The sequence below is a fragment of the Pseudomonas sp. LBUM1670 genome (genome assembly GCF_059695695.1).
This window is the reverse complement of sequence record NZ_CP166783.1, coordinates 3,564,215-3,579,728: the sequence shown is the minus strand read 5'-3', so window position 1 is coordinate 3,579,728 and position 15,514 is coordinate 3,564,215. Positions and strand designations below refer to the sequence as shown.

Sequence of the window (15,514 nt, the reverse complement as noted above, 5' to 3'; positions counted from 1 at the left end):
GAATTTGACATGCACAGCGTTGATCGACAGAGTCGCGTCCCGATCCGGCCAAAGGTGCCGGACGTTCGTGGTGAAAAAGGGGCTGCAGTTGAACGAACATACATTGTCCATGCGCCTGGAGCGCGTGGCGGCGCATGTGCCAGCAGGTGCGCGCCTGGCCGATATCGGCTCGGATCACGGCTACCTGCCGGTGGCGTTGATGCGCCGGGGTGCCATCGCGGCGGCGGTGGCCGGCGAGGTGGCCTTGACGCCGTTTCGCTCGGCCGAACGCACCGTGCGCGAGAACGGCCAGGACCAACGGATCACCGTGCGCCTGGGCAATGGCCTGGCGGCGATCGAGTCGGGAGACGGGATCACGGCAATCAGCATCTGCGGCATGGGCGGCGAGACGATCCGCGACATCCTCGACAGCGGCAAGGCGCGTCTGAGCGGTCAGGAGCGCCTGATCCTGCAGCCCAACGGCGGCGAGCAGCCACTGCGCCAATGGCTGATGGAAAATGGTTACCGCATCCTGTGCGAGGAAGTGCTGCGGGAAAACCGCTTCGACTACGAAATCATCGTCGCCGAGCGCGCCGGTCCGGTGATCTACACCGCCGAGGAACTGTACTTCGGCCCGCTGCAGATGCAGGCACGCAGCCCGGCGTTCCTGGTCAAGTGGCAGCGCAGGCTGCGCCAGAAGCAAAAGACCCTGGCCGACTTCGCCCAGGCGCGGCAGGTCGTGCCCGAGGAAAAGGTGCAAGAGGTCGCTCGACAGGCCCGGTGGATCACCGAACTTCTGGCTTGAGCTCACCACCGCATCTCTCAGGCAAACGCAGCCTCGACAAATGCCTCCAGCGCCTCCCAATCCGCCATGCCCAACACTCGCGTGGTGTTCACCCGCGCAAGTAACTGCGCAACTGATTGGCGGTGGCCCGCGCAAGCATCTTTTCCAGTTGTGATTCAGTGTGTATCCGTCTGCACGGCGCGCAACTATCGCTAGAAGCAATAGTGACCATTACGAAACGCAAGTTCTTCTTTGTCGGCAATAGTCGGAAAATCACCTGCATCGAACACAGCCTTTTATTTTCAGGAAAAGACCGATGCGCTCTTTATTTGTGCCAGCCATGGCGTTTGGCTCTTTGTTGCTCGCCGGTTGTGCCTCCGCGCCGAACGACCCGACCTTGACCTTGCAGACCAGCAAGACCCCTGCCCAATACGCCGACTGCGTCGTACCGAAATTGCAGGGCAGTGCGTTGAACCCGACCGTCTCGCAGACCCAGCGCAGCTATCGGATCGTGGTGCCGAGCAAAGTCTCGGCGGACAACGTGCTGGAAGCCTACAAAGTCGGGAACGGCGGCAAGGTGTTTATCTACGAGCGGCATTTGCTGGCCTCGAACTTACTGCCGTCGAGTTTTGAACGCGCCGCACAGGATTGCATCTGACCGCGGCCCGTAAACGCTTTTCACAGAGCTCCTTTAGGAGCAGCCGGTCGACGCTCGATTGCTCGCGATGGTCGTGAACGATAATGCGTAAAACCAGATGCCCCGTGGCGACCTTGGGTTTTTCGCGAGCAAGCTCGCTCCTACAAACGAATGAACAACAGCTTGCCTTTGATTCAAATGGAAGAGGGTGTAATGGTTTGATCCATACCCTGAATCCTGAGCCGTTTCTGGCACTCGTATCGGCCCATATTCAGCCGCCTAAATCGAAAGGCTAAAGCGATACTCCTGGTCTGTCCCTTCTTGTCGAGATACATGTTCGATCAAGAAGCCACAGCGTTTGAGTACTTTTGCCGAGCCGATATTTTCGGCGTAAACGTTGGCAACCAGTTGTTTAAGGTTCCAATGCAACTGCGCCTCCTGAATCAGATGCTTCACCGCCAGCGTTGCCAGTCCTTGTCCGCAAACGCTTTCAGCAATCCGATAGCCGACTTCTGCCGACCGCTCGGACGTGTCAATGTCTTTCAGGTTCGCTCGACCCACTATTTTTCCGCCAGAGTCTTCGATGACAAATGGGTGCCAGATGCCGGCGGCATGATCAGATAAATAAGCCGTAATGTGCTCGGTAACACCCTGCACCGAGTAAAAAGCAGCACCGCGCGGGTCAATGTGGCGCTCGAACCACTCGCGATTGTCCAATTCAAATGTCAGCAATGCCTCAGCATCAGTGCTTTCGAGAGTTCGAATTCTGACGGGCTTCATAACTACGTTCCCCTCCCTGGTACAACTACTTGGATAATTGTGCCTAGGAACACCTGTCGTTCCTGGCCGCAAGCATCCTCTCACGAATGACAGACACTGCTAACGCAAAGACTTGAACGCCGTGCGAAGTTCTTCAGTAAAGAGTTGCGGCTGTTCCCAGGCCGCAAAGTGACCGCCTTTGTCGACTTGATGAAAGTAAATCAGATTGCTGTAGGCGCGTCGGGCCCAGGTTTCCGGAGGGCAATAAACGTCATCTGGAAACACCGTGATCGCCACCGGCAGGGAAATTTCGGTCGTCTTCTGTGCGGCGGAGGAAAGAGGGCTGCGTCCCATGTTTTCCCAATACAGCCGTCCTGCCGAAGCGGCGCTGTTCGTTAGCCAGTACAACGTGAAGTTATCCAGCACTTGATCCTTTGTCGGCAGCTGTTGAGCGTCGGCGCCGTACATCCATTTTGCAAATCCCGGGTGCACGAGCATGAGCGCAGCGAGAAAGGTCGGTGAATCCGCCACGCCGTAGCCCATCATCTGCGGTCTTGCGGCCATCATTGCGCTGTACGCCAGGTTGCCCTGCTTGATCAGTGTGGCAACGGCGTCGAAGGTTGCGCGTTCCTGCCCGGTGAAGTTCACCGGTGCCGGCCCACCGGCAGCGAGGGCCGCAGTCGCTTCCGGCGGTATCGTGGCCGGCAGGTTGAGGTGAATGCCGAGCAATCCGGCCGGTGCCTGGCGCGCCATCGCGCTGGTGATCGGGGCTCCCCAGTCGCCACCCTGGGCGACGTAGCGCGTGTACTCAAGGCGTTTCATCAACTGCGCCCAGGCCCGTGCAATATGATCCGGATCCCAACCAATACCCGTCGGTTTACCGGAGAAGCCGTAGCCGGGGATGGACGGAATCACCACATCAAATGCATCCGCCGCGTTGCCACCGTGAGCGGAGGGGTCGGAGAGCGGGCCGATGACATTAATAAACTCGAGTACGGAGCCTGGCCAGCCGTGGGTCATGATCAACGGCAAAGCGTTGGGACGGGGAGAGCGCACCCAGATGAAATGGATGTCGACGCCATCGATAGTCGTTACGTACTGCGGCAAGGCGTTGAGCCGGGCCTCCACTTTGCGCCAGTCGTAACGCGTGCCCCAGTAGTGGACCAGCGCCTTCAATTGTTCCAGTTGAACGCCCTGGGACCGATCGGAAACAGTCTCTTTTTCCGGCCAACGGGTCGCTGCAATTCGGTCGCGCAGATCGGCAAGGTCGCGGTCAGGCACGTGGATTTCGAAGGGCCGGATGGCGCCTGTATCGTCGGTGGAAACTGCATTGGCGGGCAGCGATGAGGTGAGCATGGCGACGACTGCGGCGGCGACGAATGCGAGTTTCATTTTCACTTCCTCGGATGAGGGTATGCCGGGCATCATGGCAAATTGAAGGTTAGCAGTTCAGCCGCGTGCACTTCTCCCATCATGAGGTTCCACCATGCGCAACTACACTGTGGAATACCTGTTCAACGGCGAGCCCCGCACTCACCTATTCGAGTTCAAGCAGCCTCGGCTGCCCGTCCATGAGGCGGCGATGCACCTGCTACAACTGCATTTTGGGGACGGAGAGAACAGCCTGATCATGCCCAATGCGGATGCCACTCCAGCGGAGATTTTAGAGCAGGCTGAGCGGGTAGGGCTGACGCAGATACAGGTCGTCGATTGACGCGTTTGATGTGGGGGCCGCGACCCGCAACGCGCGTCTCGGCAGATTTGAATGAATGCTGTTTCCGAAAGCAGCCGCTAGACATGGACTGTTGGCGAGCTCGCGGTCCAGAGTTTGTACCAAAGCAAAAAAACCTATTGAATAAAAACTCTATAAACGGGAAGCTTGCTGGCACATTGCTAGCAACCAATAGGTTAGTATCGCCAGTTTCTGGCTCAGGGAGCGCTGATGAGTTTTCGTCCATTGACCGACTTCCCGCGGCAATCGAACGATTGCGACGTTGTCGCATCCCGGCTTCAAGGGAATTCGGACGCCGTCGGCATGATCTACCCTGGCAACCAAGACACAATCGAACAATTGCTGGACTCGGCACGCAACTGGGCGCACACCACCGCGTGGGTGGTTTACCGCGCCGGTGAACAAATGCACTTGGTCGGGCAGGGCGATCCACGGGCGCAGTGGCCGTCAAGTGTTGCGAATGAAGAGTTCGAAGCCTTTTGCCTGACCTGGCGCTTGCACCGCTGGCCGACCGGCAGGGGCGAAAGCGAGCTGGGTTGGCTACTCGCGCCAGTGGACGATGCCGCAGAACCGGCGCTCGCCGAGTTTGCCCGGCGCCTGGGCATTCAGGTACAGACCAATACCCTTGCACGTGCGCAGATTACTCAGCGTGTGCTGTATGAAATTACCTACCTGGCCAGTTCGACCAGCGACCGGTCAGTGTTCCTGGTGGGGGTTCACCAGTTGCTGGCGAGCCTGATCGACGCAGAGAACTTCTATCTCGCGTTGTATGACCCGCACAGTGGCAAGATTGATTACCCGTATTACGTCGACATCATCGACGTTGATGCCGTGGAGTCCTCGCATTACGAATACCTTGACCTTTCGCACCTGTCGTTGACCGGCCAGGTATTGACCACTGGCCAGCCGTTGCTGATCGACGCCGCCGGCATTCTCGCAGCTCAGACCGAGGAGCGTTTTTACTGCGTGGGTGATCGTCCCGAGTTCTGGATGGGCGCACCGTTGAAAAACGCCTCGGACGAGGTGTTTGGCATGCTTGCGATGCAGGTCTACGACGTTTCTCGTACCTACAGCGCTGAGGATCGCGCGCTGTTTCTGGTGGTGGCCCGCCACGTGGCCATGGCGCTGGACCGGATTCTCCACCGAGAGGATCTGGAAGCGACGGTGATGCGTCGCACCCTGGAGCTTTCGGCACTCAACGACGCCTTGAGGCAGGAAGTGGCAGAACGAGAGCGCGCCGAACACCTGCAGAGCGCGCTGTTCCAGATCGCCGAGCTATCCAGCCAGCCTGGCGAAATGGCTGAGTTGTTTGAAACCTTGCATGGCATCGTCGGCGATCTGCTGTTCGCGCGGAACTTCTACATTGCGCTGTTCGACGACGCGACCAGTGAAGTGACCTTTCCGTATTTCGTCGATGAGCGGCAGACGACCTGCCCGGTGGCACGGCGAGGACGCCGGGGCTTGACCGAGTACGTTATCCGTCAGCGTCGACCTTGCCTGATTGACGCCGGCGAGGCTGAGCGATTGTCTGTGCACGGCGAAATCGAACTGGACGAGGAGTATGTCCGATCCTACTCCTGGCTGGGCATTCCATTGTTCGATGGCGATGTGGTGCGTGGCGTGCTCGCGGTGCAAACCTATACCCCGCAGGTACGGTATACCCTGCGTGACCAGGAACTGTTGACGTTCGTGTCACGGCACATCGACACAGCGTTGTCGCGACGCACGGCCGCCGAAGCGATCCATGCCGCCAACCTCAAGCTGGAAGCCCGGGTGCACGACCGAACCCGCGAGCTCGATCACGCCAATGCCAAGTTGCAACACGAGAACTCCCACGATGCGCTGACCGGGCTACCCAATCGCACCTACCTGCAACAGCGCCTCAATCTGGCCTGGTCGCAGTTCGGCAGCGAAGGCGGGCACCTGGCGGTGATGTTCATCGACCTCGACCGTTTCAAACTGGTCAACGACAGCCTCGGCCACCATTTTGGTGACCTGCTGTTGATGCAGGCCGCCCACCGTTTGCGCGGTTGTTTGCGCGACACCGACATGCTGGCGCGTCTGGGGGGCGATGAGTTTTCCGTGCTGGCTCCCGAGGCGCCGCTGGACGTGGTGATCGACATCGCCGAACGGATTCTGGTGGCGTTTGACCTGCCGTTTTTGATCAATGGCTATGAAGTTTTTTCGTCCTGCAGTATCGGAATTGTCAGCGCCGACAGTCAGTTCCATCACGAGCCAGCCGACCTGCTGCGCGATGCCGATGCGGCGATGTACCGGGTCAAGAGTGCCGGGCGCGACAGCTACGCGGTGTTCAATCAGGAAGTGCGTCGTGAAGTCTCGGACCAGGTTGAGCGTGAAGGGGCCTTGCGCAACGCGCTCAAACGTACCGACGAATTGCTGCCGTATTTCCAGCCGATTGTCAGCGTCGAAAGCGGCGAACTGTTGGCCCTTGAAGCGCTGATTCGCTGGCATCCGCCGGGCGGCCGGGTGATCGCACCGGGCGAGTTTTTGCCGGATGTCGAGGGTTTGCGCCTGATCGGTCGCCTGGACCTGTACATGCTCACCAGCATCGCCGTGATCCTCGCACAGCCCGAGCACGCCAATTGGCCTCCGGTGCACGTCAATTGTTCCAGCTACAGCATGACGCGTCCGGACTTCGCCAGTGATGTGCTTGCACTGTTGGCGCGGCACCGGGTCGAGCCGTCGCGGATCTGCCTGGAGTTGACCGAAGGTGCGCTGGTGGCTGAGCCGGCGATTGCCCGACTGACCATGCAGCAATTGGCTGACAACGGTATGTCGGTAGTGCTCGATGACTTCGGTGCAGGGTTTTCATCCCTGAGCTATGTGCATCAATACCGTTTCAGCGGCTTGAAGATCGACAAGTCGTTCATCCTCGAACTGACCACCAGTCCTCGCAGTCGCGCAATCGTCCGGGCGATTGTGCGGATGGCCGAATCGCTGGGCCTGAGTGTGGTGGCCGAAGGCGTCGAGGATCAAGCGACGCTGGACTTGCTGCGCGAAATGGGCGCAGGACAGGCCCAGGGTTATTACTTTGCCAAGCCGATGGGGTTGGAGGCGTTGTTGGCGAGTTCGCTGATGGGGCGTTAGGGTGTTGACGGAACCCATGACTGCTTTTGGATACTCTTGGACGATTATCACGAAGGGGCTGCAAACGACCCAGGCTGTGTGAAAACGCATGCGCGGTTTTGAAGTCTGCGTTGCTACGTAAAATCTGCCAGCGTTTGGTTAATCAGCAGACCGGAAATTTGCGTAGGAGCGCGATTTTCGTTCCAGTCCTGACTGTAAAACCTGCTCCAAAACGTTTTCACACAGCCTGGACCCATAGCTGCCGGTGGCGACAGACAGAAATCTGCCAAAAACTGCCGGTCACCAAGCGGTCGCGCGAAAAAATAAGTGACCATTTACGCATCCTCGGGCGCGTCATCACTCCCCAATGTTGCGTAATTTCAGAGTTTTTGATGCGGCGCAGCTATCATCTTTCAACGAAGCACCTTCGACCGCAATCAATCGCCCTGCTATCGAAAGCATAGAAAAAAAACACTTTTATTTTTCAAGGTACTACACTTTAGAATAAATAATGTGCGGATGGTGATATCTCGGCATTACACCTCTGAAAATAACACTTTTCCTCCGCCCCTAATAAGTGAGTTTTATATGAGACTTGAAATACTTAAACAGGCGGTCATGGATTCACGAGACGGCATTACCATCTCCGATAATTGTATTGACGATAACCCATTAATATTCGTAAATCCTGCTTTTGAACGCATGACCGGCTACTCATCCGAAGAAATCACTAATATCAACTGTCGATACCTACAGAATAACGACCGAGAGCAACCCGAGCTGGATATTGTTCATCGAGCAATTAAAAAAGGTGAGTACTGCCTTGTAACCTTGCGGAACTATCGCAAGGATGGAACGATGTTTTGGAACGAATTAAGCCTTTCGCCAATTCATGATGAGAACGGGGCCGTCACTAACTTTATTGGCATCCAAAAAGACGTAACACCTAGAGTGATAATACAGCAGCAGTTGCGTGATCAGAATCAGTCTCTTGAGGAAATGAAAATACACTTCGAGCAACTATCAATCAAAGATGGGCTCACAGGCATTTACAACCGTCGTTTTTTTGATGCGCAATTAGAAATCCAATGGAAAATTGCATGCCGCAACGGGGAATCTTTAACTCTTGCCATGATCGACATTGATCACTTCAAGGCATTTAATGACATTTATGGACACCAAGCGGGCGATGAAGCATTAATACGTGTTGCTGACAGTTTGAACAGATCATTCCAGCGAGGCTCTGACTTTGCAGCCAGGTATGGCGGCGAAGAATTCGTAATTCTATCCAACGGCATGACGAAAGACCAAGCAGCACTGTACACCAAGACCCTATGCCAGCGAGTACGCAGTTTGCGAATACCTCACTCCGCTTCCAGTACAGGACATCTAACCATAAGCATTGGTTTTTCAGTTCATACATTTGCTGCCCTGCACCCATCATTTAGCATGCTGCTGGCACAGGCCGACAAAGCTCTATATAAAGCTAAAGAGCAGGGCAGAGATCAATCCTTTAGTCTCTAGATTCCGTATGAAACTTAGAAAAAATCGTTACCCTCTCGGCAGCCTATCAATAACCAATAAAGCTGAAAGCGACAAGAAAGAACCGTCATGAGGCGTTTAGCACCTAAACATCAGGGAGCCACCATCAGGCCGCTATGCGAATGACTTCTTTGGGTCGATTGCGGCCCCTCACAGCCGTTAGTTTTACGGCGAATGATTTAACCCTTAGCTAATGAAAGTTAACGAATGCTCATAGCTGGGAGTAGGCGGTGTCGAAATCCCTAAAAGCCTGGTTGACCTTGTATCGAAGCATCAGCGATGCGGAAAGCTTGACCATTGCCTCGAAAAGCACGTGCCCTGATTGAATCTCACATTCACCAACGCATAGCCCGCCATATTTGCCGGGCTTATAAGCATAGACAGTATAGAAAACGCCACGAGACTCTCGGTTTAACCCGGCCGTAATATGCGTTACAGGGCTCCCCCCGGCAGCACGTTCAGGCAGCGAAAACTCCAACACATCATCAAAAGGAATGAACATAGCAGAAGCGGACATTACAAACAGACTCGCGATATCCAGCGCCTCCTCAACTATTTTAAGCTCAGGGGTTTCGTATTCGTGCTCAAGAATATTCCGCATGTTAACTACTTTACGCAAAAGGCTCGGCGCCAATAAGCCGAGCGCTCTCAATCTCTCTATTTTTTTCGGCACATTCCATCTGAGTGACTGATAACCAAACGAGATCAGCAGCTGATCAAGCTGACAGACAATCGCACGTTTCACATTAGTCGTTGCATTGACAAGGGCCGACAAACCGCCCCGTTCAAAATCGTCTTCCGCCAAGCTCAAGAATTCGACAGGTGAAGTTTTCAGCTCCGTCATTTCGAAGCTGCCACCCCCTGACGCTACTGCGTATTTGCTCATATCGAATCCATGAGCAAGGCAAAACTCTTTGATATCCATCTCTCGACCCAGCTCATTGCCGCCCAAAGGACTGCTGTAGAAACAGTGTATCAGCGACGGCACCGGGATGACCGAACCGACACATGTGGACAGATTGGAAGGCATCGGCCCTCCGGAGCGCTATATCCCATCAACGTCCCGCTGAAGTCAAAGCGTAGTCCATCATTTGCCTCTTAGCATAAGGCACGGTGGACCGGCCGTTTTCGGCCGTCCGCTCTTGGCCGGTTTTTACCTGTGACGACTGACTGAAACTGACCTCGCCCCAGTGGTTGTGACAGACAGAAAGCTGCCAAGAGCAGGTGGTAGCTATAGTTCTTCACTTTAGTTAGGTATCACTTATAGCTAGGTGAATTTATGGAAGAGTATTACGTTACGGGGTACGTCTATTTCGTTCAAGCTGGAGATGATTTGGCTATAAAAATAGGTACGACTATAGAACCCCTAGCGATGCGTATTCTTCAATTGCAAACTGCAAATCACCGAAAACTGAAGCTGATTGGTGCCATAGACTTAAGGAAGTCGACCGGACTTAATACGCTCGGTAGAGTTGAGTTTTCAACTTTGGCGAAACGAAAAGAAGTAGAGATCCAGGCTAAGTTTTCAGATGCGCGCATCCATGGCGAGTGGTTCAATATGACTAATGTCCTTGTTAGCTATATTGAACAGGTCTCTAGTGTTACTTCTTGAGTCCGTTGCAGCAGTACACCAATGAGAGCTTGGGTGAGCGGTAGATATTATGATTTTAAATAACATTAATTAATTTGGAGGATGTATGGGGTTTGTAAACGAATACGTATCACAAGAAAACGTTAAAAAATATGAACTCGCCGAGCAGTTTATTCGCAAAAATCTAGCGTATAAGTCTTTGCCTGAAAACTTCAAACCCTTCTGGACGATAGATAGAGGTCGAAATATTTACCTGATGGGTGCAGGTATGGCCAATCAAGCTCAAGAAAAAGAATGCTGGATCGCCTTTTTGTTAAATTTCAATGGAAAAGAATTTCTTGTCAAGTTGGAGCGAGGGGTTGGGTCAAAAAAATACTCAGAGTCGCCTTATCTAATTGTTTGGGACAAAGTTGTTGATATCTGTCCTGCCGACTTGCACGGCATGGAACATGCCGCACTGCTAGCCATCCTTAAAGAGGCTTTATCTGTTGTAGGTGATGATGGTTGGATAATAAGTTTTCAACTAAATTCATTGTTAATTTTCATTTCTGATAAAGGATTTATTAGATGTCTATCTTGGCGCAGGAAGCGAATATTGAATTGTCGAAAATCACTACAGAGGCCGAGCTTCGTAGTCTTATTTCAAGCTTAGACGTCAGTGCGGCTGGAAAAGTTACTCTGCTCTATGGTGGGGATGTCGGGGGTAATATTTCCTCAAGCTCAGTTATCAGCGGTATGCTTGCTAATGGCGACGATATTAGGGTCATCGATACAACTGAAGCTGCAAAATTTTTTAAATATTGAAGTTGCTAGCTCAAGAGCTCGCCAACGGGCAACGCGTCGATAATTAAAATGTAATTTGTAGAATATTTGGTTTTGTATTTTAATCTTGACAATTTCTATTCCTTCAGAAAGCGGGGGCAGGCTTATTAAGTCCCGCTAATTTAGAGCCACTTGTAGATTTCTGCTGGGCTGACCGGCAGCTTTTGGCCCAGAGTGTGTAAAAACATCTGATCAACGGGTTCAGACGGAACGCGTTGCGAATGTGCTCAAGCCCCTTCACGCTACCAAAATTTCCACCATGGCTTGTTCTTGTCTGATATCTCAACGGTTTCCTGCGCAGGCTGAACTGGCATGTCATGGAGCCGGAAATACAGATTTTGGGGCCTGATGGATGCTTCCCACGGGCACACGCCGATATATTCATTCAACGCTTCGTAAGTCATTCGGCTGGTGAGGAAGTGCTCCATCACCGTCACTTCACGATCACCGAGGTAATAGATTTTTTGCCATTCCTCCTGCGGGCAGTCGTCTTCATCAAGATAGAATTCAGCAGCCTCCCACTTGCGTTCGAATGCCTTTAGCGGGCCGAACTGTTGCAACGGCGAGGCGCTGTCTTGCAGTCGCGATCGAGTGAGTACACCGTCTTCGATGAACGCATAACCGTAACAATCGCCAGAATCATACTGACAAAAACCGATCATCAACTCAGGCGAATCAAGCGTCTCATGCAGCCGGTGAACATTGTGTTGAGGATCTTCGAGCAGAGGCATGGCCAGCGAGTCGTTGCTGATTACCCAAATATCGCCATATTGCTGGACGAGCACATCATGATCATGACGGCAGTCAAAAGTACGATCCACAGGTTCCTGTAACACCTCTACACGCTTGTCGAATAGACGGGAAACAGCGTCTTCCGGGCTGAAGCCTTCCTTGTTCCTACGAAACGCGATTCCTGCAAGCGCAACGCCCATGTTGAGTTCCTTCTAAGCATTTGTTGAAAATAAACAACCGCGGATTGACAATCTGATCCAGAGCACTATCGGCATATTCGACCAGGACTTGATAGTCAGGATCGTGAAACAAAATTCAGGATTAGAATCGACGAGAGATAAAGTTCGGACAACGAGTTGGTCAAGGGGATCTTGGCCGTGCGTGGGCGCCGGAGCGTGAGAAAGGCCTATGGATTTGAAGTTGAAAACTTCATCCAGCGTTTTTACAAACTCTGGGCCGATTGCTGCCGGTCGCCAATGGCTGCACTGGGTCGATTTCTGCCTGTCACGAGGGGCAGAAAACGACCCAGGCTGTGTGAAAACGCATGCGCGGTTTTGAAGTCTGCGTTGCTACGTAAAATCTGCCAGCGTTTGGTTAATCAGCAGACCGGAAATTTGCGTAGGAGCGCGATTTTCGTTCCAGTCCTGACTGTAAAACCTGCTCCAAAACGTTTTCACACAGCCTGGACCCAAAGCTGCCTGTCGATTCCGCCCGAGAAATCACAGGCAATCTGCTCTTGTTGCGCCTTAATTGCCATTCAATGCCCGGTGCCGGGCGTGCGCCTTGCGTAAGCGCCCCTCAGTCACTCCTTGCGTGACTACATGGATGGCTGTTCGGCTCTCCATCTTCCGGTCTGGCCGCGGAGCCGCGTCTGCTCGCCGCCAACCCGTTTTTCTCCACCTTTATCGCCCGGATCAAACTGCATGTGCTCGATCTAGGGGGTGCGCAATAACGGAGCGGTGCAGCAGTGCTATCGTTTCAACTGTTGCAAGCGATTAGTTCGCATATGGAATGACTATTCGACGTCAGGACACCAGTCGCTTCGAAGCAGTTGAGACCTCTAAACGATCGTTGATCAACCCAACAGACGCCATTGGATATTGCGGATGATGGAATGGCGCCGCGGGCAAGCGGATCGAAATTTTTCGAGCGATAGATGACTATGAAAATCACCAGCCTGATTGTGGCCCTGCTTGTGCTGATACAAGGCTGCACATGGGCGCCGCCGCGCCTATCCGCGGTGCCGTCCGAGTTGACGTCGAGAGCGGAGATCCCAGGCATGCCCGGGGTGCGTTATGTCGCCGGCGGAGACATGACAGAGCTGACCCGGGTCGCGGTTGACGCGCTACGGCGGGAACAGGCTTACCTCGTGAAGCAGGGGCACAAGGGGGCTCTACCGCCAGCGGTATTTCTGGCCATTTCGGGCGGTGGTGACAATGGTGCGTTCACCGCTGGATTGATGAATGGCTGGACCGCTAAAGGAACGCGCCCTGAATTCAAACTCGTTACCGGCATCAGCACGGGCGCACTGATTGCGCCGTTCGCCTTTCTTGGGCCGAAGTACGACGCGGAGCTGAAGAGGGTCTATACCACCTTGTCGCCCAAAGACGTCATTTTGCATCGCAACTTTTTCGCAGGCGTTTTGGGCGATGCGATGTCGGACAACGCACCGCTGTTGGAGCTGACGCGCAAATCGGTGACTGATGTCATGCTCAAGGAGATCGCCGCCGAGTACGCAAAGGGCCGCTTTCTGTTGATCGCCACCGCCGACCTCGATGCGCGACGCCCCATTATCTGGGACATGGGGAAAATCGCGACCTATGGTGGTCCTGAGGCATTGGACCTTTTCGTGAAAATCATGATCGCATCCGCCTCGATTCCGGGTGGATTTCCGCCAATGATGATCGATGTGGAAGTCGACGGTAAAACCTATCAGGAAATGCACGTGGACGGTGGCATCATGGCGCAGGTTTTCGCATACCCGGCCGGGATGCGTATCAATGAGGACGCGGCAAAAGCAGGATTCACCCGCGAGCGCAGACTCTACGTGATACGCAACTCGCGACTCGATCCGGACTGGGCGCAGGTCGAGCGCAGCACCATGAGCATCGCTGGGCGCGCAGTCGCCTCGTTGATCCACAGTCAGGGCATCGGCGACCTGTACCGGATCTATGCGACCACCCAGCGCGACGGGGTGGACTTCAACCTCGGGTTCATACCGTCGAGCTTCAACTTCCCCCACAAGGAGGAGTTCGACAACGAGTACATGCGCAAGCTCTACGACACCGGTTATGACATGGCGTTGCAGGGCTTCCCGTGGCTCAAAGTGCCGCCCGGGTTCGCTCCTCCAGGTGCACCAGCAACGGAAAAATAGTGAGCGGGCGCTGCGCTCGATGTCGGCGAGGACCGTGGACAGATGCTCCCCGGCGGCATCGACGCGGGATGGGAAGTGACAGCGCAGACGATGGCGCCTTGCGGTCCTTGATTGTCGCGCAGCACGCACACTTCGCGGTGGGAGGATCTTGCGCCGACGGGGGCGAAGATCTGGCTGCAAAACCTGCGTCAGAAGTTGTACCCCTCGTGCAGAAGCGATTCTTCTGCACGAGGGGGGTACGACAACGAGTCTCAGTGTGATGTTGTTTTCAGTTATCTGATGAAAGCTTGCAGATCACTGGTCAACTTGTCGATCGCCTGTTTGAAATCCTTGGTGGTGATCTTCTGGCTGGCATTCTCCAGGGTGCTGCCAAAGACTTTGCGCACGACTTTGGCCACGGTCTGATTGTTGCTGGCGTCGATGAACTCGGCCTCGATGAACAGTGTGGTGTCCTGATCGCGATGGCCACTGACAGCGGAAACACTCCCCACGACGGCGGCAACCGGCACCACTTCGTACCACTTCATGCCTTCGTTTTCAGCATTCACCCCGGTAATCGCTGCGCGCATGATCAAGGTTTTCGAACCGGCGGGCGCTGATTTTGCGTTGGTCACAACCCGGTACTTCTGTCCCAGCACGCCTTTGACTTTGCTGGTCATGTAGCTCTGCAACTCGTCCAGGGTTTGCCGGTTGACCCGCTCGTTGGGCTGTGGCGCCGGGTAGAGTTCCAACCGGTTGAATACCACGGTGTCGTAGGCGTCGGGGTTCCACGACGGGCTCACCCAACGCATGGCGGTCTCGCCACTGGTGGTGGTGACTTGCTGCAAGTTGTTGTAGTTGGACAGGAAGCCGGAATACTGCTCACGCTCGGTGACTTTCGAGGTGCAACCGCCGAGCAGCAGGCTGGCCAGCGCAGCGCCAATAAACAGTTTTCGGGACAGGTTCATAGGGGGGTGTGCTCCATGGATTTGGGTAGCATGGCATCAAAAAGCGCCAGGCCATGTTTCCGGTCACGGCTTGAATCCCGGCATCGTCGAACTGACCGGAAGTTCGCTTGCCTGACGTGGATCTGGTTTCGTCCACCGGCATGTTGCCGAGCCAGACCCTGGCCCGGCTGACATTGATGTCGGTGACCTTTTTGAGCATAGGTGGCTCCAGCCGCAATGCCTCAGGATTCGCCCATGGGCAAGGTAAAAGTTCGATTCTCATCCGAAACTCACCCTGCGGGCATCAGGCCGCCAATCTATCTCCCGGAACATCGCGGTTTCTGATCAGGCACGTCATCCCGGGTGGCGGGGCACCTTCGGTGGCATACCGGCGTGAGCCCGGTAGCGGTCGCGCACCAGAGAATTCGTATGGATCCAAAGTCGTAGTGGCAATTTCCGATCAAAGGGCCACCCGCTCATTCGAATGGATGAGGCCAAGAATACGCGGCTCACTATTCTTAACCGTCAAACTCCCACCGAAAATATAAG

At 54.5% G+C, this 15,514-nt stretch carries 13 protein-coding genes and 1 pseudogene; 8 read left to right on the top strand and 6 right to left on the bottom strand.

Annotated elements, in window-relative coordinates:
- Positions 1 to 88 precede the first annotated feature (88 nt).
- Positions 89 to 784 (top strand): tRNA (adenine(22)-N(1))-methyltransferase, encoded by a 696-nt coding sequence (locus ACA073_RS16160; RefSeq protein ID WP_497397688.1) that lies wholly within the window; start codon positions 89 to 91, stop codon positions 782 to 784.
- Positions 785 to 1,079: 295 nt separating this feature from the next.
- Positions 1,080 to 1,421, top strand: coding sequence for a hypothetical protein (locus ACA073_RS16155; protein WP_497397686.1), 342 nt, complete (start codon positions 1,080 to 1,082; stop codon positions 1,419 to 1,421).
- Positions 1,422 to 1,679: 258 nt separating this feature from the next.
- Here ACA073_RS16155 and ACA073_RS16150 read toward each other — a convergent pair whose 3' ends face one another.
- Both ACA073_RS16150 and ACA073_RS16145 read right to left on the bottom strand, forming a co-directional pair.
- Complete coding sequence (locus ACA073_RS16150) at positions 1,680 to 2,180, bottom strand: GNAT family N-acetyltransferase (RefSeq protein WP_497397684.1); 501 nt, start codon at positions 2,178 to 2,180, stop codon at positions 1,680 to 1,682.
- Between the two features lie 99 nt (positions 2,181 to 2,279).
- Positions 2,280 to 3,551, bottom strand: coding sequence for an epoxide hydrolase family protein (locus ACA073_RS16145; RefSeq protein ID WP_497397682.1), 1,272 nt, complete (start codon positions 3,549 to 3,551; stop codon positions 2,280 to 2,282).
- 94 nt (positions 3,552 to 3,645) lie between these two features.
- Between ACA073_RS16145 and ACA073_RS16140 the strand changes: the two genes are divergently transcribed.
- The 3 genes from ACA073_RS16140 (at position 3,646) to ACA073_RS16130 (ending at position 8,502) form a co-directional block, all read left to right on the top strand.
- Positions 3,646 to 3,873: a hypothetical protein gene (locus ACA073_RS16140; protein WP_497397680.1), complete on the top strand. Its 228-nt coding sequence runs from the start codon at positions 3,646 to 3,648 to the stop codon at positions 3,871 to 3,873.
- Between the two features lie 228 nt (positions 3,874 to 4,101).
- Positions 4,102 to 6,999, top strand: a complete 2,898-nt coding sequence (locus tag ACA073_RS16135) for a sensor domain-containing phosphodiesterase (protein ID WP_497397678.1) — start codon at positions 4,102 to 4,104, stop codon at positions 6,997 to 6,999.
- 567 nt (positions 7,000 to 7,566) lie between these two features.
- A complete protein-coding gene (locus ACA073_RS16130) occupies positions 7,567 to 8,502 on the top strand; it encodes a GGDEF domain-containing protein (protein ID WP_497397676.1) in 936 nt (311 codons plus the stop codon).
- A 229-nt stretch (positions 8,503 to 8,731) separates the two neighbouring features.
- Here the strand turns inward: ACA073_RS16130 and ACA073_RS16125 are convergent, their stop codons facing one another.
- Positions 8,732 to 9,550, bottom strand: a complete 819-nt coding sequence (locus tag ACA073_RS16125; protein WP_497397674.1) for a hypothetical protein — start codon at positions 9,548 to 9,550, stop codon at positions 8,732 to 8,734.
- Positions 9,551 to 9,799: 249 nt separating this feature from the next.
- Here ACA073_RS16125 and ACA073_RS16120 point away from each other — a divergent pair, with 249 nt between their 5' ends.
- The gene (locus ACA073_RS16120) at positions 9,800 to 10,132 is read left to right on the top strand and encodes a GIY-YIG nuclease family protein (RefSeq protein WP_497397672.1); all 333 of its coding nucleotides are present in this window, start codon (positions 9,800 to 9,802) and stop codon (positions 10,130 to 10,132) included.
- A gap of 85 nt (positions 10,133 to 10,217) precedes the next feature.
- Complete coding sequence (locus ACA073_RS16115; protein ID WP_497397670.1) at positions 10,218 to 10,763, top strand: hypothetical protein; 546 nt, start codon at positions 10,218 to 10,220, stop codon at positions 10,761 to 10,763.
- Positions 10,764 to 11,175: 412 nt separating this feature from the next.
- Here the strand turns inward: ACA073_RS16115 and ACA073_RS16110 are convergent, their stop codons facing one another.
- Positions 11,176 to 11,865: a hypothetical protein gene (locus tag ACA073_RS16110; RefSeq protein ID WP_497397668.1), complete on the bottom strand. Its 690-nt coding sequence runs from the start codon at positions 11,863 to 11,865 to the stop codon at positions 11,176 to 11,178.
- A gap of 962 nt (positions 11,866 to 12,827) precedes the next feature.
- On the opposite strand from ACA073_RS16110, the gene ACA073_RS16105 reads away from it, so the two are divergent.
- Positions 12,828 to 14,039 (top strand): patatin-like phospholipase family protein, encoded by a 1,212-nt coding sequence (locus tag ACA073_RS16105; protein WP_497397666.1) that lies wholly within the window; start codon positions 12,828 to 12,830, stop codon positions 14,037 to 14,039.
- A 272-nt stretch (positions 14,040 to 14,311) separates the two neighbouring features.
- Here the strand turns inward: ACA073_RS16105 and ACA073_RS16100 are convergent, their stop codons facing one another.
- Together ACA073_RS16100 and ACA073_RS16095 are read right to left on the bottom strand one after the other, a co-directional pair.
- A complete protein-coding gene (locus tag ACA073_RS16100; protein ID WP_497397664.1) occupies positions 14,312 to 14,986 on the bottom strand; it encodes a DUF3313 domain-containing protein in 675 nt (224 codons plus the stop codon).
- A 40-nt stretch (positions 14,987 to 15,026) separates the two neighbouring features.
- Positions 15,027 to 15,255: pseudogene (locus tag ACA073_RS16095) on the bottom strand (transporter); the annotation flags it as partial.
- Positions 15,256 to 15,514 lie beyond the last annotated feature (259 nt).

What these genes read in the sequence shown, in the direction of transcription:
- ACA073_RS16105 (WP_497397666.1), top strand. Translation starts at nt 12,828, where the DNA reads ATGAAAATCACCAGCCTGATTGTGGCCCTGCTTGTGCTGATACAAGGC.
- ACA073_RS16140 (WP_497397680.1), top strand. Translation starts at nt 3,646, where the DNA reads ATGCGCAACTACACTGTGGAATACCTGTTCAACGGCGAGCCCCGCACT.
- ACA073_RS16110 (WP_497397668.1), bottom strand. Translation starts at nt 11,865, where the DNA reads ATGGGCGTTGCGCTTGCAGGAATCGCGTTTCGTAGGAACAAGGAAGGC.
- ACA073_RS16135 (WP_497397678.1), top strand. Translation starts at nt 4,102, where the DNA reads ATGAGTTTTCGTCCATTGACCGACTTCCCGCGGCAATCGAACGATTGC.
- ACA073_RS16100 (WP_497397664.1), bottom strand. Translation starts at nt 14,986, where the DNA reads ATGAACCTGTCCCGAAAACTGTTTATTGGCGCTGCGCTGGCCAGCCTG.
- ACA073_RS16145 (WP_497397682.1), bottom strand. Translation starts at nt 3,551, where the DNA reads ATGAAACTCGCATTCGTCGCCGCCGCAGTCGTCGCCATGCTCACCTCA.
- ACA073_RS16130 (WP_497397676.1), top strand. Translation starts at nt 7,567, where the DNA reads ATGAGACTTGAAATACTTAAACAGGCGGTCATGGATTCACGAGACGGC.
- ACA073_RS16150 (WP_497397684.1), bottom strand. Translation starts at nt 2,180, where the DNA reads ATGAAGCCCGTCAGAATTCGAACTCTCGAAAGCACTGATGCTGAGGCA.
- ACA073_RS16155 (WP_497397686.1), top strand. Translation starts at nt 1,080, where the DNA reads ATGCGCTCTTTATTTGTGCCAGCCATGGCGTTTGGCTCTTTGTTGCTC.
- ACA073_RS16115 (WP_497397670.1), top strand. Translation starts at nt 10,218, where the DNA reads ATGGGGTTTGTAAACGAATACGTATCACAAGAAAACGTTAAAAAATAT.
- ACA073_RS16120 (WP_497397672.1), top strand. Translation starts at nt 9,800, where the DNA reads ATGGAAGAGTATTACGTTACGGGGTACGTCTATTTCGTTCAAGCTGGA.
- ACA073_RS16125 (WP_497397674.1), bottom strand. Translation starts at nt 9,550, where the DNA reads ATGCCTTCCAATCTGTCCACATGTGTCGGTTCGGTCATCCCGGTGCCG.